Source organism: uncultured Roseobacter sp., from assembly GCF_947495275.1.
Taxonomy (GTDB): Bacteria; Pseudomonadota; Alphaproteobacteria; order Rhodobacterales; family Rhodobacteraceae; genus Roseobacter.
Genome location: NZ_CANLYL010000015.1, coordinates 92,251 through 112,179, shown reverse-complemented (window position 1 = coordinate 112,179; position 19,929 = coordinate 92,251). Strand labels below are relative to the sequence as shown.

General features: G+C 57.1%; 17 protein-coding genes. 2 read left to right on the top strand and 15 right to left on the bottom strand.

The genetic code is table 11. The annotated features are described in order from the left end of the window. Positions 1–86: 86 nt before the first annotated feature. From Q0802_RS21260 to Q0802_RS21195, 14 genes are all read right to left on the bottom strand, one after another. Complete coding sequence (locus Q0802_RS21260) at positions 87–1,022, bottom strand: acetamidase/formamidase family protein (RefSeq protein WP_298921874.1); 936 nt, start codon at positions 1,020–1,022, stop codon at positions 87–89. Beyond that, positions 1,019–2,185: a M20 aminoacylase family protein gene (locus tag Q0802_RS21255; protein ID WP_298921873.1), complete on the bottom strand. Its 1,167-nt coding sequence runs from the start codon at positions 2,183–2,185 to the stop codon at positions 1,019–1,021. The genes Q0802_RS21260 and Q0802_RS21255 overlap by 4 nt, the downstream gene beginning before the upstream one ends. 41 nt (positions 2,186–2,226) lie before the next feature. Continuing rightward, complete coding sequence (locus Q0802_RS21250; RefSeq protein WP_298921872.1) at positions 2,227–3,042, bottom strand: ABC transporter permease; 816 nt, start codon at positions 3,040–3,042, stop codon at positions 2,227–2,229. Further along, on the bottom strand, positions 3,039–3,980 hold the full coding sequence (locus Q0802_RS21245; protein ID WP_298921871.1) for an ABC transporter permease: 942 nt from the start codon (positions 3,978–3,980) through the stop codon (positions 3,039–3,041). The genes Q0802_RS21250 and Q0802_RS21245 overlap by 4 nt, the downstream gene beginning before the upstream one ends. Positions 3,981–4,034: 54 nt before the next feature. Beyond that, the gene (locus Q0802_RS21240) at positions 4,035–5,573 is read right to left on the bottom strand and encodes an ABC transporter substrate-binding protein (RefSeq protein WP_298921869.1); all 1,539 of its coding nucleotides are present in this window, start codon (positions 5,571–5,573) and stop codon (positions 4,035–4,037) included. A 73-nt stretch (positions 5,574–5,646) separates the two neighbouring features. Continuing rightward, complete coding sequence (locus Q0802_RS21235) at positions 5,647–7,296, bottom strand: amidase (RefSeq protein ID WP_298921867.1); 1,650 nt, start codon at positions 7,294–7,296, stop codon at positions 5,647–5,649. Continuing rightward, on the bottom strand, positions 7,293–8,003 hold the full coding sequence (locus Q0802_RS21230) for a GntR family transcriptional regulator (protein WP_298921881.1): 711 nt from the start codon (positions 8,001–8,003) through the stop codon (positions 7,293–7,295). The genes Q0802_RS21235 and Q0802_RS21230 overlap by 4 nt, the downstream gene beginning before the upstream one ends. A 32-nt stretch (positions 8,004–8,035) precedes the next feature. Beyond that, entirely contained in the window at positions 8,036–8,782 is a 747-nt protein-coding gene (locus Q0802_RS21225) for a DUF1028 domain-containing protein (protein ID WP_298921866.1), read from the bottom strand. Continuing rightward, positions 8,779–10,560 carry a gamma-glutamyltransferase family protein gene (locus Q0802_RS21220; protein ID WP_298921865.1) on the bottom strand — a complete coding sequence of 594 codons (1,782 nt, stop codon included), beginning with the start codon at positions 10,558–10,560 and terminating at the stop codon, positions 8,779–8,781. Before Q0802_RS21220 ends, Q0802_RS21225 begins: the two co-directional genes overlap by 4 nt. 16 nt (positions 10,561–10,576) lie before the next feature. After that, complete coding sequence (locus Q0802_RS21215) at positions 10,577–11,461, bottom strand: ABC transporter permease (protein WP_298921864.1); 885 nt, start codon at positions 11,459–11,461, stop codon at positions 10,577–10,579. A 1-nt stretch (position 11,462) separates the two neighbouring features. Beyond that, positions 11,463–12,407 carry an ABC transporter permease gene (locus Q0802_RS21210; protein ID WP_298921862.1) on the bottom strand — a complete coding sequence of 315 codons (945 nt, stop codon included), beginning with the start codon at positions 12,405–12,407 and terminating at the stop codon, positions 11,463–11,465. Between the two features lie 61 nt (positions 12,408–12,468). Continuing rightward, positions 12,469–13,989 (bottom strand): ABC transporter substrate-binding protein, encoded by a 1,521-nt coding sequence (locus Q0802_RS21205; protein ID WP_298921861.1) that lies wholly within the window; start codon positions 13,987–13,989, stop codon positions 12,469–12,471. Between the two features lie 3 nt (positions 13,990–13,992). Beyond that, positions 13,993–15,093, bottom strand: coding sequence for a dipeptide ABC transporter ATP-binding protein (locus tag Q0802_RS21200; protein ID WP_298921860.1), 1,101 nt, complete (start codon positions 15,091–15,093; stop codon positions 13,993–13,995). After that, positions 15,090–16,115 (bottom strand): ABC transporter ATP-binding protein, encoded by a 1,026-nt coding sequence (locus Q0802_RS21195; RefSeq protein ID WP_298921859.1) that lies wholly within the window; start codon positions 16,113–16,115, stop codon positions 15,090–15,092. The genes Q0802_RS21200 and Q0802_RS21195 overlap by 4 nt, the downstream gene beginning before the upstream one ends. A 446-nt stretch (positions 16,116–16,561) precedes the next feature. Here Q0802_RS21195 and Q0802_RS21190 point away from each other — a divergent pair, with 446 nt between their 5' ends. Then, the gene (locus tag Q0802_RS21190) at positions 16,562–17,764 is read left to right on the top strand and encodes an EAL domain-containing protein (protein ID WP_298921858.1); all 1,203 of its coding nucleotides are present in this window, start codon (positions 16,562–16,564) and stop codon (positions 17,762–17,764) included. Between the two features lie 258 nt (positions 17,765–18,022). Here Q0802_RS21190 and Q0802_RS21185 read toward each other — a convergent pair whose 3' ends face one another. Continuing rightward, the gene (locus tag Q0802_RS21185) at positions 18,023–18,913 is read right to left on the bottom strand and encodes a LysR family transcriptional regulator (protein WP_298921857.1); all 891 of its coding nucleotides are present in this window, start codon (positions 18,911–18,913) and stop codon (positions 18,023–18,025) included. A 101-nt stretch (positions 18,914–19,014) separates the two neighbouring features. Between Q0802_RS21185 and Q0802_RS21180 the strand changes: the two genes are divergently transcribed. Continuing rightward, the gene (locus Q0802_RS21180; protein ID WP_298921856.1) at positions 19,015–19,827 is read left to right on the top strand and encodes a class I SAM-dependent methyltransferase; all 813 of its coding nucleotides are present in this window, start codon (positions 19,015–19,017) and stop codon (positions 19,825–19,827) included. Positions 19,828–19,929: the final 102 nt, after the last annotated feature.

Below are 19,929 nucleotides of genomic sequence, written 5' to 3'. Positions count from 1 at the left end.
AAACGAAAACTACGAAACCCTCCTAAACCTCCTCGAAAAAATACTCAAAACAAAAACCTAAACTAAAAACGTGGTAGATTTGTCAGCTACACAGTGGGCTCCAACAGCTTTTTGGACATCATCATGTGCACCCCTTTTTCGCGATTTACTGTCTGCGTGATCCGCAAATCCCCGGCAAGCGAACACAACATGTAAGCTTCTTCTCGGCTTATACCTGCCCGTTCAGACACCAGCGAGATCATTCGGCGCAAGGCAATTTCAACGCATCTGTCCAGATCGGCATGCATCCCCATCGTAAGCAGATGCTGCGCTGTCTCTGCCTGGGGATAGGTCAGGTCGAGATCACGGCGGACGGTCAGGCGAAAGCGTCCCTGCAACGCCGTTTCAATCGCAGTGACACAGACCTCGCCATCGCCTTGCGCCCCGTGCCCGTCGCCGCAGGAAAAGAGCGCCCCTTCGTTGAAAACAGGCAAATACAAGGTCGTTCCGGCAACCAGTTCCTTGTTGTCGAGATTTCCTCCGTGGGCGCGCGGCTCGATCGTCGAGATGCGGCCCCAGCCCGGCGGAGGAGCAACAGCCATCACGCCAAAGAATGGGGCAAGCGGTAACCTCAAACCCCAGGGCATAACCGCTTCGTTCCGGGCGGCATCCAATGGGATCGTGGTCGCATGTGTTTCCGGGAAATCCTGCGGCAATGTCCCCACAAGCGGGCGTATGACATTGTACCCCCAGTCCTGTCGCAATTGCACATCAAGGATGTCAACCTGCAAGACATCTCCCGGCATGGCACCGGCAACGGCAACCGGACCGGTCAGAAGATGCCCCGGCATCGCGGGCACGCCGGACGCATGAATTTCAAGCAGTTCGGGCGGCACATGGTATCCAGCACCCGGCAGGACCTGCGGTGGTCCTGAAACCGTGTTGATGGTAACTTCCTGCCCACTCTCGATTGTCATCACCGGCGTGAGCGCCGCGTCGAAAAAGCCCCAATGGCAAGTCGCAGGGCTGGCTTCGATGATCATGCCGGCATCCTTTCTTCGACAAGACTGACCCAGTAAGAGCATCCCGTCGGGATCACCTCATCGTTGAAATCATATGCCGGATGATGCAGTCCCGGCCCTTCGCCAATTCCAAGCTGGATGTAAGCGCCTGGACAGGCTTGCAACATATAGGCGAAATCCTCGCCACCGGTCGTGCGCGGCGCGTCTGTGATGCAGGTGCCCGCCACGGTTCGTGCGGCGGCCACACAATGCGCCGTTTCTGTCGCGTGATTGGCCATGACAGGATAGGGCTCTTCGTCAAAACCCAATTCGGCCTCAGCGCCGTAACTTGCGGCAGTAAGCTCTGCAACACTTCTGATCCTTTCGAGCGTCTGGGCGCGCACATCCATATCGAAACTGCGTACCGTTCCACGCAAAACGACATGTTCCGGGATCACGTTGAAAGCTTCGGATTCAGTGCGAAACGACGTTACCGAAACGACCAGTGGCTGCTGCGGATCGGTGTTGCGCGAGACGACGGACTGCAACGCCATGACGACGGCAGAGGCTGCCAAGGTCGTGTCCACCGTGTTATTGGGGCGCGCGGCATGCCCGCCTTTGCCGCGAAGGTTTATATGAAAACTGTCAACGGCTGCGTAAAAAGCACCGGGCCGGATGGCGAATTCGCCCAACGGCAGCAGGGGCGAATTATGCAAACCGTAAATCTCAGAGATGTCGAATTTCTCAATCAGACCATCTTTGATCATCGCTTCGGCCCCTGCCCCGCCTTCTTCCGCAGGCTGGAACACCACCGCCACGGTACCATCAAAATTGCGCGTCTCCGCCAGATACTGCGCGGCCCCAAGCAGCATTGCGGTATGCCCATCATGCCCACAGGCGTGCATCTTGCCGGGGATCGTTGAAGCGTGATCGGCACCTGTTGCCTCAAGGATTGGCAGCGCGTCCATATCAGCCCTCAAGCCGATCACCTTGCCCGATTCCGTGCGCTTGCCATGGATCAGCCCGACGACACCCGTTTGGCCAATGCCGGTAACAACCTCATCACACCCAAACGCGCGCAATTTTTCCGCCACGATCCCGGAGGTGCGCGGCAGATCGTATTGCAACTCCGGGTTCTGGTGCAGATCACGGCGCCAGGCGGTAATGTCAGCATGCAGCTCGGCAAAACGGTTTCGAATGGGCATGACGGGGCTCCTGTAGACTTGGTGCAGTTAAAACGGTGATTTCATGCGATGCGCGGATCAAGCACATCCCGCAGGACATCGCCAAAGATGTTCAGGCCTAAGACCGTTATGGCAACAGCCGCGCCGGGCACAAGCGCTGTCCAGGGCGCGATATCCAGGTAGTCGCGGCTGGCCTGTATCATGAGGCCCCAGCTGGCATCGGGCGGTTGCGTTCCCAGCCCGAGAAACGACAGCCCCGCTTCGGCAAGGATGGCAAAAGCAAGGCTGATCGTCGCCTGCACAATGATCGGCGGCATGATATTGGGCAGTATATGGCGCAGGATCATCTTGGTATGGGAGGTGCCCAGTGACCGCGCGGCTTCAACATAAGGCATTTGCGCCACGCGCAGCGCCTCCCCCCGGATGATCCGCGCCAGATAGGGCGTGAATGCTATCCCGATGGCGATGATCGTGTTGGTCAGGTTCGGCCCCAACACAGCGGAGATGGTCAGCGCCAAAAGCAGCGCAGGAAAGGCCAGTAGAGTATCGACAAGACGCATCAGCACGTTGTCAATCCAGCCGCCAAAATATCCCGAAATGACACCAAGCGGCAAACCAATCACGAGGCTCATGAGCACTGCCGTCCCGGCGATCATGATGGAGGTTTGCGCGCCCAGCAGCATCCGGTACATCAGGTCGCGACCCAATTGGTCGGTGCCAAGGGGGTGCGCAAATGTCGGCCCTGAAAGCCGGGCGCGCATATCCATCTGCGTCGCCCAGGTCTCGGGGACCAACAAAGGCGCAAAAAGCGCTGTGGCAATCACCAGCAGCAGGATGCTGCCGCCAAATACACCCTTGCCGGTCAGAAATCGCATCATGACAGTTTGATCCTTGGATCAACCAGCGTGTAGAGGAGATCTACGATCAGGTTGGTCAGCATCACCACCGCGGCAATCACGAAGACCGTGCTCTGGATCAGCGGAATGTCGCGGTTCAGCAGGGCCTGATAGGTCAGCCATCCCATTCCGGTGAAGTTGAACAGGCTTTCGATCACGATAATCGACCCAAAAAGATAACCCACTTGCAACCCGGCAACGGTCATCACCGGCCCGATGGCATTGGCCAGTGCGCAGCGCCAGATGACGGTGCGTTCGCGCAGCCCTTTGGCGCGGGCCATACGAATAAAATCCTGACCCAGCACAGACATCATGGTCGAACGGGTCATCCGGGTCAGATGCGCCATCAAGCCCAGACCAAGCGCCAGAGAGGGCAGGAAGGCATGACGCACGGCCCCGAGGAAATCATCCGCGGGATGCACGAAACCCGAAGACGGCAACCAGCCCAGATAGCGCGCAAAGAGCAGTATCAACATGATACCAAAGAAGAAATCCGGCAAGCTGACGCCAAAGAGTGCCGTGGTAGAAGCGGTATTGTCCTGCCATTTGTCACGATGAACAGCCGCCCACACACCCAAGGGGACCGCACAGGTCAGCGCGATCGCCATTGACATGATCACAATCAGGGACGACGCCACGACCTTATCCGCGATCAGCGGGCCGATGGCCTCCTTGAACACCAGTGAATTGCCCCAGTCCCCGGTCAGCAGCCCGATAATCCAACGCCCGTATTGTACGATCAGCGGATCATTGAGCCCCAGACTTTCGCGCAAGCCGGCCAGAGCCTCCGGGTTCGACTGCGTGCCCATGATCACCATCGCCACGTCACCGGGCAGGATGTTGGTGACCATGAAAGTGATCAACGAGATCAGCAGAAGTGTCAGCGCCACTGACAGTAATCTGTTGACAAGGTAGGTCATGGGCCCCTCCGAAAAGTTGGGTCCGGGGAGCGGCAAGCCCCCCGAACCGGGGTATCAGGACTTCAGCCAGACCTTGTGGAAATTCATCTCTGAACCATTCGGCTGCACCACTGAATCAAGACCCATGACGTTTGGCTGCGCGCCGATCGTGCCATTGCGGAACCACAGGATCACATCAAGCGTGTTTTCGTTGATGTATTTCTGCACGTCCTTGTAGATCGCCATGCGCGCGCCATTGTCCACGGTCACGCGCGCCTTTTCGAGCATTTCGTCCAGTGCCGGCTCCGAAATCTTGCGATAGTTGAACCCGCCCGTGGAGTGGTAAAGCGAATAGTAGAGGAAATCCGGCTCCCAAAGGGTGAAGAAGTTCATCATCGTCACCTGGAAATCCTTGTCTACCCAGACCTGACTGAGCCAGTCCGACCATGTGAGCTGCTCAATTGTCATGTCGACACCCCCGGCACGGAACCACTCCAGCATGATCTGCGCGCTGTCCACATGGTAGGGATAGTTGGTGGTGACCTTGAAGACGATTTTCAGGTCACCCGGGCCATAACCGGCCTCTTGCAGCAAGGCCTTCGCCTTCTCGAAATCCTGCGGACGTTGGCTGATCGCGTCATTGTAGGACGCAGATGTCGGGAAGCTTGGCGACGCGGATGTCGAACCTTGACCCCATAATGCGCCTAGCATCAGGGTTTCCTTGTCGATCATCAGATCGAAGGCTTCGCGCACGCGCGCGTCTTTGAAGGGCTCAAAAGTATGATTGAAGTTCACGAAATCCCAGTTGAGCGGGAACCAAGCGACAGTCTGGAAATCATCATTGCCTTCGAATTCGCTCATCCGGTCAAGCGGAATGTCATTGATCATGTGCAATTCGCCGGTACGCAAACCGGTCAGGCGCACTGTGGGCTCTGTGATTTCGCGCGAGATGACCTTGTCGAGATAGGCCGGGCCCCCGAAATAGTCGTCAAAGCGCTCCAGCTCCACCTCGTTGCCAAATTCGCGCCGGACGAATTTGAAAGGGCCTGCGCCAATCGGTGTCTCGCCCTGTATGTCACCGGTGCCAGCGGGCATCACCACCCCGGCACCGTTTTCAGCAAGGCGCGACAGGAAGGGTGCATTGACCGATCCTAATGTCACTACGACGGTCAGGTCATCCGGTGTCTCGATGCTTTTCACGGCGTTGAAAACCTCGAAATTCACCGCCCCGGTCTCGGGGTTCATAACCCGCTCGAAAGAATACTTCACATCAGCAGAGGTCATCTTTGACCCGTTGTGAAACACCACATCGTCACGAAGCGTGAAAGTATAGGTCAGCCCGTCATCAGATTGCGCAAAACTCGCGGCCAGATTGGGGATGATGTTGAAATCCGCATCCGCTGACACAATGCTCTCATGGACATTCTGCAGCAGACGCCCGGTAGAGGCCGTCCCGGTCTGGTGCATATCGAGGTTCTGGGTTGTCTCCGAATGCCCCCAGATCAGCGTGCCACCGCGCACCGGTTCCTCCGCCGCAACCGCAAGGGGGGCACCAGTCATAACAACCGCCCCCATGATCGCTGTTGTGGATTTCAAAAATTCTCTGCGTTTCATCTTGTTGTCTCCATGTCAGGCGCAGGGTCTGCGCGGTTTGCAAGTAAAACGGCCTGCTTTCTGCAGGTCTTCTTTATTCGGGAAAGCTCGGGCGCTCAGCCGCCACGCCAAGGGCCGCCTCCAGCGCCATGCCAAGGTTTAAAACTGGTCCCTCGTCGAACAGCTGCCCCCATAGGGATATCCCCTGCGGCACGCGGAAGGAACGTGCGCCTTCCGCTTCACCGGTAGTCAGCTTGCCCGCGCCCAAAGATGCAGCCGAACGGGTGGCGATCTGCTCAAATCCTGCGCGCAAGTGAAGACAGGGGTGCCCGGTGAAATTGCTCGCTACCAACATCGGTCCGGTCATAAAGGGGCCGATCAGCGCATCAACCCCGCCCATCATTTCACCCACAGCTTGCATGACTCGGTACCGCAAGCGATCAAGGTTCACATGATCAACCGCAGACAGGAAACGCGCTTTGCGCATGGTGTTGGGCCAGGCACCATCATCCTGCCATTTGAGCGTGTCATCGGCGTCGGTGAGTGTTAGCTCTTCGAAAGCGGCTGCCGCTTCGGCATAGACCACATTCATCAAAGCACCATAGGGTAGGTCTTCCAGGCTGACCTCTTTAACCTCGATGCCAAGGGTTTTAGCGGCCTCCAGCGCAGCCCGGTCGATATCGGTTGCGCCTTCTTCGAAGGCTTCGGGCAGGTATCCCAGCGTCATGCCGTCAATGCCGTGCGCGGCATCAAAGACGAAAGGCGCATCTATTGATCCGCGATCCATGGCGTCAGGGCCATTTAACACCGCCAAAACCAGGGCGGTGTCCTCTACCGAGCGACAAATCGGCCCGACCTTGTCCAGTGACCAACAGAGCGCCATGGCACCTGTCCGACTGACCCGCCCGAACGTCGGCCGCAGCCCGGTTGTGCCACAACGTTGTGACGGCGAGGTAATCGAACCGAGCGTTTCAGTGCCAATGGAAAATCCACACAGGCCCGCTGCCGTTGCAGAGGCAGACCCCGCGCTCGATCCGCTCGATCCTTCGTTCAGGTTCCAGGGGTTGCGGGTCCAGCCGCCATACCAAAGGTCATTGTAAGCCAGCGCGCCCAAGGTGGTTTTCCCCAACAAAACAGCGCCCGCGGCGCGCATTTTTCGGGTAACGGTGGAATCTGCGTCTGGCACCCGGTTTTGAAAAGGCTCCGCACCCCACCCCGTCGTTATTCCCTTGGTATCAAAGAGATCTTTGAGGCCATAGGGGATGCCGTGCAAGGGGCCAAGAGACACACCCGCCCGTGTGAGACTGTCCATCGCATCGGCCTCCGCAAGGGCAAGCTCGGCGGTAACGGTGGCAAAACACTCCAGCTTCGGGTTGAGCGCCGATATCCGCACAAGATAAATCTCTGTCAACCGGCGCGAGGTGATCTGCCCGTTTGCAACCCAATGAGAAAGACTGGTCAACGGCGCAAAGGCAATGTCCTCTTCCTCCTGGGGTAAACCGTCTGAGACGATCGACAGTCGAAGGTCACTGGCCCCATGCGGCATCGCGAACCCGGGCAAGCGTGGATCGAAACGACTTGCCATCGGTGTCGCATTGTCCAGCGCCACCTCTCGTCGGGCTTGCGCTGACAACAACTGTCCCTGCAGGTTGTCCAGCATCTGCGCACGTTCTTCTGTCGTGTAACTGACGCCCAGCAGTTTTTCAGCTGACGCAATGTCAGAGGGCGATATCTCGTTTGTCATGTCTCTGTCTCCGCTGCGAAGAAGGTGTTTCCTTCGGTCTTGACGGCTCTGTCTATCTCTCCGGCAAGGGCCTTGAAACGCGTCTCCAGATGATCCCGCATGGCCTGCCGTGCCGCATCTGCGTGTCCCAGACCAATGGCGTCAATGATGGCCAGATGTTCAGAATGGGTGACTTCCAGCGACGCCCCGTCCCGAGCCCGGGCCCGGATCGTCACCCAATCGGGATTGGAACGAATTTTGTCGAGCAAGGCATAGGCCGTCAGCAGCGGGCGGTTACGGGCACATTGTGCGATCAGGCGGTGCAATGCGCCATCCCATAGTTCGGTCGCCTGCGCATCTGTCGCTTCGAACTGACGCTGTGCCAGATGCCGCAGCCGCGCCACTTCATCCGACAACATCCGCACCGCGCACAATGCGGCCAGTTCCGGCTCGATGCACAAACGCGCCTCCATCACTTCCAGTGCATTCGTCTCACCGGTAATTTTTGCCGCCAGATCGCCCATGGGGTCCGCGGGCTGGCCAATGAAGGTGCCTTTCCCCTGACGACGCCACACCAGGCCTTCTGCTTCCAGGGCATCAAGGGCCTGACGCACATGTCTGCGACCGACGTCAAATCTTTCCGACAGTGCCCGTTCGGTTGGCAACTGACCATCGGCCCGCCATTCACCCGACTTGATCAGTGCCAAGAGCTGGCTCCGTACTTGCATCGATGTCTTGTTCAGCACCGTTTCGCCCTCACTTACCCAAATTCCACCGCATGTGATCTGCTGCCTCTGCCTTCCGCTTTGCGACGCGCCTCAGCCATCGCAATCTCTTCGTCAATCTGATGGCGCGTCGGCGTACCGGAAAATCGCGCCCTGTCCGGCATCGCATTGGCGAAATGAACGAAGCGTTCTTGCGCGACATCCCAGAGTCGAGAAAGCTCATTCAAAGGGTCGGCGTGGTCGTCCACGCGCAAGTCAAGCCAGGCATGGGGCTGGCCACGGTGTATGACGAGCCCCGCCGCCTGACGACCGCGCTTGTCTCCGCCTGCTGCTTCTCCGGCTTGCATTGCACCGATTAAACGTGCGGCAAAAGGCAAATCTGCGCCCGCCAGATAAGCGGCCGACGTGGCTTCAATCACGTCCGGACCCGCCAACATGTTCCCCGCAACCGAATGCTTTACTCCCAAAAGGTGGCCGGCCCAGTCTATGCATTCCGAACCTGTATGAGCCGCAAATTCCCCGTATTTATCCATCATGTGAGCTTGTCGAATGGCCTGTCCCCTGTCTCGACGCACAAAGTCGGTCAGAACTCCGGTCGAGGCCTCACCAACCGACAGGCGCAAGCGTCCTTCTGTCCCCCAAAGCGGGTTGCAAAACGCTTGGGTGGCCACGGCGGTTTCGGCATCCACATAGGGAACAACGGCACCGCAGGCGAAAAACTTGCTCGCCACGATCACTCCGATGCTGCCATCGACATCCTTTGCGATCAGCGACCAGGTCATCGACCCACCGCATAGGCCTGCATCAGACGCGGTGTTGCCGCCGCGCGCAGAAGACCGTCCTTTTCACGCATTGCCGCAGTCATCCGGCCCACCGTCCAAGGTTCAGCGACGGTCACCCTATGCCCGCGCGCCCTGAGATCCGCGATCACCTGTTCACCAACATTCGGTTCAATCATCATCTCACCCGTGCGCACCTCTCGGGGAAAGAAGGAGCCTTGAAAATGCATCGAGTGGAATAGCGGGGCATCCATGCATTCCTGCAAGCCCAGGCCGAAATGCACAAACCGCAAAAACCAGATAAGTTGCCATTGGTCCTGCTGATCGCCACCGGGCGTTCCAAAGACCAACCGCGCGCCATCCTTTTCCGCAAGACTGGGCGTAAGGGTCGTACGCGGTCGTCGGCCGGGGGCCAGTGAGGTTGGCAGACCCTCTTCCAGCCAGAACATCTGCGCCCGTGAATTGAGTGCAAATCCCAAACCGGGAATAATTGGACTGCTTTGCAGCCATCCCCCGGAGGGCGTCGCCGCGACCATGTTTCCCCACCGGTCGATCACATCCAAATGCACGGTATCGCCGCGTTTTTCGGTCAAGTGGGACATCGTGGGTTCCTGCGCCGCCACGGGGCCCACGTTGAAATCCCGCTGACTGCGTTCGATATAGGCATCTGCGAGATGCTCAAATCCCGGAACTCGCCCGGGACGTTGCTCCAGCGACGCCCTACTGGTAATCAATTTGCGCCGTGAAGCATTGTATTCATCGCTGAGCAACACATCCATGGGGATGTCACTTTGCGCGGGATCGCCATAGTAGGCCTCGCGATCTGCATATGCGAGTTTCATTGCTTCGATAACCGTATGGGTGAAATCCGCGCCCGTCGGATTCATCTTGGAGAGATCAAAACCTTTGAGGATCGCCAGCGCCTGCAGCATGACCGGTCCCTGGCTCCAGGCATGTGTCTTGTGCAGCCTCCAGCCATGGTAGTCGTAGCTGAGCGTTTCTTCGTAGCTTGCCCGCCAATCGGCCATGTCATCCGGTGCCAGAACGGCAGAATGCGGCGCGTCGGAGACATCCATCACATGCGCGTCCTTGAGATAATCAAAGATCGCCTCAGCCACGAAACCTTCGCGCCATTGACGCCGCGCCTCGTCGATTTGAGCTTCGCGCGTCGCGCCTTCGGAAGCGGCCAGCCGGTCGTAGGTCTCGGCCAGATCCGGGTTCACGAACAACGCATGAGGCTTCGGCGCTGCGCCGCCGGGCGTCCAGACTTCCGCAGAACTGGGCCATTCCTTCGCAAAGAAATCCGCAAGCCCCGCGATGGTATGCGCGACGCGTGGCAACACCGGATGCCCATTGCGCGCATAGTCAATCGCGGGCTGCATCACGTCACGCAGGGACATGGTCCCGTGATCACGCAACATCAACATCCAGCCATCAAAAGCACCGGGCACCACCGTTGCCAACAGTCCCGAGCCCGGCACCAGGGTCAGCCCCTGCTGCCTGTAGCTCTCGACCGTTGCCGCCGCCGGGGCCACCCCCTGCGCGCACAGCACTTCTGTCTGACCGGTTTTTGCGGAATGGAAAATCGCAGGCATGTCGCCAGCAGGCCCGTTCAGATGCGGCTCGACCACCTGCAAGGTCAACGCGCAGGCAACGGCCGCATCAAACGCGTTACCCCCCTTTTCAAGGATCGACATCCCGACGGCGGATGCGATCCAATGGGTCGATGTCGCCACGCCAAACGTCCCTCTGATCTCGGGTCTTGTGGTAAAATCGGACATATCTACTCCAGACTGATCAGTGTTCGCGGGGATCGAGCGCATCGCGCAAACCATCCCCAAGCAGGTTGAACCCCAGGACCACAAGAAAAATGGATACCCCCGGCCACATGGCCATCCAGGGGGCTTGATTCAGGAAGTTTTTCGCCGTGTTCAGCATCGATCCCCAACTGGGTGCCGGGGGTTGCTGGCCCAGACCCAGGAACGATAGCGAGGCCTCCGCAATGATCGCGGTTGCGATGGTCAACGTGGCCTGCACCAAGATTGGTGGCAGCACGTTGGGCAGAATATAGCGGCTGAGAATACGGTAGGTGGGCAGACCAATGGCGCGGGCGCTGTCCACATAATCTTCGGATTTGATGTTGATCACCTGACCGCGTGTCAGCCGAATGAAAATAGGGGTTGCCGAAATACCAATGGCAATCATGGCATTGGTGAGGGAAGGACCGAGAAAGGCGGCAAGAGCAATGGCGAGGATCAGAAATGGGGCGGCCAGCAAGGCTTCGGTACAGCGCGATATTACAGCATCCGTCCAACCACCGAAATAACCCGCCACAAGCCCTAAAGGCACACCCATCATCACCGCAATACCGACCGAAACCACACCTGCCAGCAATGATGCCTGCGCCCCCCAGATCATCCGTGCCAAAACATCACGCCCGATCTCATCCGTGCCCATCCAGTGATCCCAGCTGGGCGCCTTGCGCACCGCCCCCCAATCAGTTGCGGCAGGGTCTGGAATAGGAAGAATGGGTGCCGCAAGCGCGATCAGCACGAAAAACGCGACCAACACACCGCCCAGCAACGCGCTGCCATGCCCGCGGAACTTCTTCCAGACGCGGTTCTCAGGCGGCGCTGTCAACACCGGGTCGAGGGCAATGTCGGGCACGGCTGTGTCCTTCATTTCACTGCCCCCTCAAACGCGGATTCAGGACAAAATACATCATGTCTGCCAGCAGATTCATAAAGATGAAGCCCACGGCTGTAACGAGAACGATGCCTTGCACTACCGCGTAGTCACGATTGAAAACCGCATCGACGACGAGTTTGCCAAACCCTGGTATGGTGAAAATCTGCTCAGTCAGGACGGCGCCTGCAATCAGCTCACCAAAGAGCAGTGCGGTCAGGGTAACGATCGGGGTCAACGCATTGCGGAAACTGTGTTTCAGGATCACCACGCGTTCCGACAAGCCTTTGGCGCGCGCCGTGCGCACGTAATCGGCGCTCAATACCCCCAGCATCGCAGAGCGTGTGTGTCGCATCAATGTCGCGGCAAGTGCCGTGCCCAGGACGAACGCAGGCATCACCATCGTACGCAGCGATTGCCAGAAATCTTCGGACAGCGGGACATAACCAGATGCAGGCAGGAGTTGCCATTTCACCGACACCAGCAAAATCAGCATGATCCCCAACCAGAAATTCGGGATCGACAGGCCTGACAGTGCCACCACATTGGCGACGTAATCTGTCACCGTCCCCTTTTTGACGGCCGACAGAATGCCAGCAGGGATACCGATGACCAGCGCGAAGATCATCGACATAACCGCGAGCTGAATCGTAACGGGCAGCTTCTCTGCCATTAGCTCGGTCACCGGTTGATTGCTGCGCAGGGACGTGCCCAGATCCCCCTGCAACGCATTGCCGATCCACGCCAGATATTGCACCGGGATAGGGTCGTTAAGACGGTACTTCTCACGCAAGAACTCCAGCACTTCCGGATCACGTTCTTCGCCCGCAAGTACCAGCAAGGGGTCGCCCGGCAGCAGTTTCTGCAAGGCAAATACGAAGATCGAGATCAGAATGATGGTCGGCAGTGCGATCAGCACGCGCCGCATCAGGAAATGCAGCATGAAAGGCCCCCCAGGCAAAGGTGAAACCGCGCCACCAACCGGGGCGGCGCGGTCCGTGGGATCACTCTTCCCAGGTCACATTTTCCAAACGGATCATGCCGTCAGGATAGGGCGTGTAGCCCTTCATCTTGCTGTTGTAGGCCCAAATCCAGTTCTGGTGGTAGAGGAACAGGCGTGGCAGCTCGTCCAGCATAATGACTTTCGCCTCGTCATAGAGCGCCTTGCGCTCCTCCGTGGACGGTGCCACACGCGCAGCGTTCATCAGTTCATCCATCTTCGGGTCGGAGAATTTACTGTCGTTGATGCCGCCTCCGGTGGTGACGAACTGGTGGTTGTTACCATCCGGATCGACACGTCCCGACCAACCGATCTGACTGGCGGTGTAGTCGCCCGCGGATTGATCAGCGAGCAAGGTCGCGAACTCTTTGGAGGTCAAAGAGATATTGATCCCGGCTTCAGCGGCCATCGCCTGTACCACCTGCATCACTTGCAGCGGCACGGTTGTGTTGGGCACCTGAACTTCCAGATCAATGCCGCCTTCGAACCCGGCTTCGGCCAACAGTCCCTTTGCCTTTTCGACATCACGGGACTGCAACGGCAGGTCCTTGTTGTACCAGGGCGATGTGGGTGGGAAAGCTTGGTTGCCCGGCGCAAACGCCCCTTCGAACACAACCTGATTCAAGGCTTCCCGGTCGATGGCGTAGCTGAGGGCCTGACGCAGACGCTTGTCATTACCCCAAGGGTTGTCGCCTTTTTCACCGTTGTCGATATTGAAGGTTATGCCCTGATACCCCAAGGATACGGCACTATCCACGACGATATTCTGGTCCGCCTCGGCTTGTGCCAAATCGGTCGCGGCCAGCCGTTCCAGCATGTCGATATCACCAGACTGCAGGTTTGCCAGCCGCACGGTTGTGTCCGGGATCGGCAAGAAAGTGACACTGTCAAAATGGATTGCACCGGCATTCCAATAGTCATCGAATTTCTTCAGGACGATCTTGTCTTGCGCCACCCGTTCCTCGAAAGCAAAAGGACCGGAACACACCGGATTTAGTCCAAAGTCCGCCCCGGCGGCAGCCGCCGCCGTAGGTGATACCATCATCCCTGCCCGGTCAGCCAATTGCGCAATCAGCGTGGCATCCGGCCCCGCGAGCGTCAGGACAATCTCGTGTTCCCCAGTCACTTCGGTTGCGGTGATGGATTTCAACTCCGACTTGCGGCGCGATTCATCCAATGTCTGTGACCGCTCGATGTTGGCGGCAACGGCTTCGGCATTGAACGGTGCACCGTCATGGAAAACCACCCCTTCGCGCAGTTGCATGGTGACCTGCGTGCCATCAGATGACGTCTCCCATGAGGTCGCCAGTTGCGGAATGATCTCTAGGTCAGGTGTGATATCCACCAGCTTATCGCAGAGCGACGCGTAGACGATGCGCCCGACAAAAGTGCGCGACTGGTCAGGATCGAGCACATCGGCATCTGATTGCAGAGCAATCCGCAAGTCCTTGGCAAAGCCTGGCGCCGCACTCAGCGCGGTCGCGCCCATTACGGCCGTAATGATCGCAGTTTTGACGTGTTTCATCGGTCAGTTCCTCTCTGGTGGTTCTTGATTTTGGTGAATAACTGTGCCGCCGGTGGTGGCAGCCTTGTAAAGCGCGAAACGGGCTTCGACCGCATCCGTCTTGGGGCGCAGCGTTGTAGGTTTACGGGCCGCCGCGATGTCTTGCCAGAAGTGGCAGGAAACCTGATGCAATTGACCTTCCAATTTTGGGCTTTCTTGCTTGCACTGCGCCCGGGTATACGGGCAACGGGTATGAAAACGGCAGCCTGACGGCGGGTCTGATGGGCTGGGCATCTCTCCCAGAACGGCAAGCGCCTGGTGCTTTGACGGCACATCCATGGAAGGGATCGCAGATAAAAGAGCTTGAGTGTAAGGATGCAATGGCGTGGCAAATACTTCTTCGGCAGTACCCATTTCGACAATCCTGCCAAGATACATCACGGCCACGCGATCGCTCATGTGCCGGATCACGCCCAGATCGTGTGCGATGATCACCAGCGTCAGACCAAGGTCGCGGCTGAGGTCACCCAGAAGATTGATCACTTGTGCCTGCACCGAGACGTCGAGCGCCGAGACCGGCTCGTCTCCGATAATCAGTTTCGGACCGGCTGCCAACGCACGCGCGATGCCGATGCGCTGACGCTGGCCTCCGCTGAACTCGTGCGGATACCGTCCAGCATGCTCCGGGCGCAGACCGACTTTGCGCAACAGCTCGGCCACTTTTTCGCGACGTTCTTCTGCGCTGAGTTCAGGTGCGTGCACTTCCAGCGGCTCACCCACCAATTTGCCCACGCTCATCCGCGGATTGAGCGATGAAAACGGGTCTTGAAAGATGAATTGCATCTGCCCGCGCAGAGCTTTGAGTGCGCCGCCGCTTGCATGCGATACATCCACTCCGTCAAAGGAAACACGACCAGCCGTGGGCTCCAGCAAGCGCATCAAAAGGCGCGCCAGGGTGGATTTGCCGCAACCTGATTCCCCAACGATGGCGAATGTCTCCCCGCGTCGGATTTGCAGCGACACACCATCCACGGCCTGAACCGGCGACTTGTGCGATAACCATCCGCTACCAGCGCCAAAATGCTTGACCACCTCATCGGCCTCAAGGATCACCGGCGCGGTCATGCGCTCACCTTTACATGCGTTTCCAGCGGCGCAAAATGGCAGGCCACCTCGTGTTCTGAGGCGACATCCCTAAGCTTGGGGCGTTGCGCACACGCCGCCGTTGCAAAAGCGCATCGCGTTCGGAAACGGCATCCCTCAGGCATGTTCGAAATCGTGGGCACCGTACCGGGCACAATCGCCAATCGCTCGCCGGGTCTGTCTAACCTTGGCATCGCGCTCATGAGGCCAATGGTGTAGGGATGTTGCGGGTTGTTGAATATCTCCGCCACTGGCCCCTGCTCTACGACCTGGCCGCCATACATGACCGCCACGGTATCCGCGACTTCAGCAACCACACCCAAATCATGTGTAATCATCAAAGTACCCATTCCGGTCTCGTCACGTAGATCACGGATCAGATCGAGAATCTGCGCCTGAATGGTTACGTCAAGAGCAGTCGTTGGCTCATCAGCGATCAGGATCTGTGGATCATTGGCCAACGCCATTGCAATCATGACGCGTTGCCTCATACCACCGGATAATTGGTGCGGATAGGCACGCAGCCGCTGTTTTGGATTAGCAATGCCGACACGTTGCAGCATGACCTCTGCGCGCTCCAAAGCTTCGGTTCGACTGTTCCCACGACGACGCTGCACAGCCTCGGCAATTTGATCACCAATGCGAAAGCTTGGGTTTAACGAGGTCATCGGTTCCTGAAAGATCATCGCAATCTCTCGGCCTCGCACTTCAGTCGGCAAGCAATCCGTCGCCAAATCCCAGTCTTGTGCCAAAAAGGACAGTTTTCCAGAAGAAATCTGCGTGGCTTTGCCAGGTAGAAGCCCCATGATCGCCATCGAAGTCACGCTTTTTCCGCAACCCGATTCTCCGACCACGCACAGGACTTCGCCTTGCCGAACACGCAGGCTTACGGAATGGACAACATCGTTTGTTTGACCCTTGAAGCGCAATGTAAGATCTTTCAGGGTTAACAACGCATCAGCCGATGCCAAATCTTGTGATTTCGCCGTCCCCGAAACCGGCATTTAATCACTCCCCACAAGCGCATTGATTCGTCCAAGTTGAACCAATCATAAATTGGTTCCTCGATTTTAGCGAGAAGTTTACGCAATTGCTTGGCAACATCAAAAATCGACAATATTCCAACGTGCCGATCTGCGGCCCCGCCCCAAGCACCTAAACACCCCGGGATGAAACATGGTGTACCAAGTAGCTCCCGGTAACCTGACGTTTCAGAGGCCGACGTGGTTCTGGCCCTCAATGACAATCCCGGTGTCGCGAGAATTGCTGCCAAATGCATATTCGAGCGCAGAGGTCTCGGTGATCGAGATCCCCATGTTAGTCACATAGCCTGGCAAAAGTTTTCTCAATTTGGAACCAAGTTGTTGGTTGATCGAAGTTGATTGGAAACAATTTCACACGAAGATGCATTACGAATGACGGCGAGAGCCATCACACTGAAAGCACACTCATGACGGCGGTCTTGGAAATACAACTGTTCCCGGGGGACATTCTCTATCGCGAGGGCGATGGTAATGATTGCGCCTATGTTATTGAGTCTGGTGAGGTCATTCTTTACCGCGGGAGTTCAGGAGAGCGGACGGATGTTGAAAGGCGGGGCGCGGGCTCGATTGTTGGTGAGCTTTCAATTCTGACCGGGCAACCACGCGCCGTCACGGTCGAAGCACTGACGCAGTGCACGGTTTATCAAATATCGGCCGATCGTATTCAAAGCCGCTTTGAAAAAATTGACCCGATTCTGCGCGCTTGCATAGATACTTCCATTAACTTCACCGCCACATTTGCCAAACAGACGACCAACTCGTCAGAAAGTGTCGCCACGGCGGAGAGCACGTTGCGCAATTCCGCCGAGCTTATTGAACAGTTCCGGCTGGAGACAGATATCGCAAAGGGGCTAGAGAACCGAGAATTCGTCATGGTTTTCCAGCCAATTGTGCGCCTCGCGGACGGCAACATTATGGGCTTTGAAGCACTCATGCGCTGGCAGCACCCAAAATTGGGCAACGTTCCCCCGGAGCGTTTCATTGAAGTTGCAGAGGCGACGGGTTCCATCAAGCTTCTCACGGAATTTGCCATCATGGAAACCTGCGCCGCGATGCAGCGTTTTAAAGCACTTGAGGGCGTTTCAGAACAACTTTACGCATCGGTAAACGTTTCAGGGCAAGACATAGGCAGAAAGGGCTTTGTCGAGTTTCTGGCGTTCGTCTTAGAGGCGAACGATATACAACCAAAGTACATTAAACTCGAAGTGACCGAAACGGCATTGATCCCGGATCTGGAAGCCGCAGACCGGAATTTCAAACACCTTCAAGCGTTGGGTTGCGGTATTTCGATTGATGATTTCGGTACTGGGTATTCCAATTTGGCCTATTTGAAATCCTTACCGATCACATCATTGAAAATTGATCGCGCGTTTACAGAAGATGCGCGTACAAATTCCGTATCACGGAGCATCGTTAGACTACTGGTCCTGCTTGGAAAGGACTTGGGCGTAGATATCATCGCCGAGGGCATGGAGACCAAACACGGTGTCGAAATCATACATGATCTCGGATGCAGCTATGCCCAGGGGTTCTATTTTTACAAACCGATGCGCGAAGCTGAATTCGCGCTGTCGCTGGCAGGAGCACAACCAGACCGGGGCGTCGCCTGATCAGATTTTAGTCGATATTATTTGCATTTCTAGACGTGCAGTATCGTGATCAAAGCTGTCGCTGTGTCTTCAAGTTGGATAGTTCGTTTTGACACAAAGCGGCATTTGGCAGGCAGATCAGCTGCCAGGCAAGTTTCACTGATAAACTCTCAATCCAATATGACGATACGATCAGCAAATTCATGAATGCGTTTAGACTACGAATAAGCACATGTCGCGTAGGGAATTGCGATGGAGCTGCCGCACCATTCTGGTTCCCTACTTTGTGCCGAGATGTTCAGCCAGCAGATCGAACACCAATCGAATTCTGAGGTTTGTCTTCAGCTCCCGGTGCGCGACAAGCCAGGATTCTATCTTTAGAGGTTCGAAGTCCGGATAGGGATTCATAAGTTCGGGATAAGCCGCACCGACATCGACCGGCAAAATTCCGATCCCCAACCCTTTGCGTATGAGTTCTAGCGACATAGTCACACTTGCGGTGGAATAGTTGAAATTTGCAACGGTCAGATTGAGGCCCCGCGACGCCATCATCCCGAGCAGGCGCTCTGGATACTCACACCCAACGAATTGCAGCTTGGCAATATCCGAGGAATGTGACGGACGACCAACCGCATCGAGATATTCTGACGACGCAAAAAGATGCGCGGTTGTGTCCCTCAGGCGTTTGGCGAAGAGGTTTTCATCCTGCGGGCGCGCATGCCGGATCGCAATATCCGCTTCGCGCCGCCGCAGGTCACTCATCTCATTGGACGCGATAATTTCGATCTGAAGGTCTGGCGCGGTTTCTTGAAGTTTCCTGAGAATCTCCGGCAGGTAGAACGTTGCCATTCCATTCGTGCAGGCAATAGCCACATGTCCTGTCACCGCTTCGGATTGCCCTGTTGCCGCGATGGAAATCCGGTTTGCAGCCTCACCCATGCTTTGGAAATGCTCAAGCAATTGCGTCCCGGCCTGGGTCAGCAAGAGCGCTCGCGCAGTCCTTTCGAATAATGTCACACCGAGGGTGTTTTCGAGACTGGCGACCTGTCGGCTGAGCGTGGGCTGAGTGAGCCCAAGCGCCCTCGCGGCAGCGGACAGCGACCCTTCCTCGGCGGTGGCGAGAAACGCCCGCGCCTGGTTCCAGTCAAAAGCTGATCTTCGCCACTCCATGATTTTCGCATATCAGAACTACGTAAATATGCAATTTTATAATCCCATCGGGCAAAGTAGATGGGTGTGAGAAAGACGCATCAATCAAGGAACTAGCCCATATGCATATCCGCAGGCAATCGGATGACGCGGTGATTGATCCATCAAATCAGCAGACAATTCCCATGACCAATTATCGGTTTGGCTCATGGCAGGTTACCATCAATCGGCAACCGAGAGCCAAAGAGGATCTGGCCAGACAATACGATGCAGCCTCCCGCAATTGGCAGCAAAAGATACGGCGGTACGGGCTTGCGGCAGCATACCGAAGATCGCTGATGGCGTCCGGCGCAGTGACCGCACTTGGAAAAGTTGGATCGCAGGCGCGGGTGTTGGATTGCGGCGTCGGAAGCGGAGCGCTTTCGACTGCACTTAGCAGCATTCTCTCCCAATCCCTCAACTTCTGCGGCATCGATCTCTCAGCTGAGATGCTGGCCCGGGCTGATGTTGAGATGCGGCAGGCGGGTTTGGCACCAGACCTGAGACAGGCAGATATTCTGTCGATACCTTATAACGATGCCACCTTTGATGTCGTGATGGCCGCTCACGTGCTCGAGCACTTGCCAAATCCCCAACTCGCTTTGAACGAGATGATCCGCGTACTCAAGCCGGGCGGCATGCTCTTCGTGTGTCTGGTGCGGCGATCCGGCTTCGGCGCATTCATCCAGATGCGATGGCGAACATGGGCGATCACAGAACGGCAAGGCGTCGCTTGGCTACGCGCATGCCATCTGGAAAACATCGGTTGCCAGCCCATCCGCTTGGGGTCCTGCGCGGGCCAAGCCAGCACCGCATTCTGGGCGCGTCGATCGAGCGGACCGGGACGGCCTCCTGAAACCGCGTCGGCAACAGAGAAGCACGAGGGCGACGCTTGAAAATTTTGAGAAAATCCGAGTGGGCTATCCTTGTCCTCCTTTTCGTCTATTCGTTCATACCAACCTTTGGCGGCTTGTCCCGCGTGCTCGAACTGGCAGGCG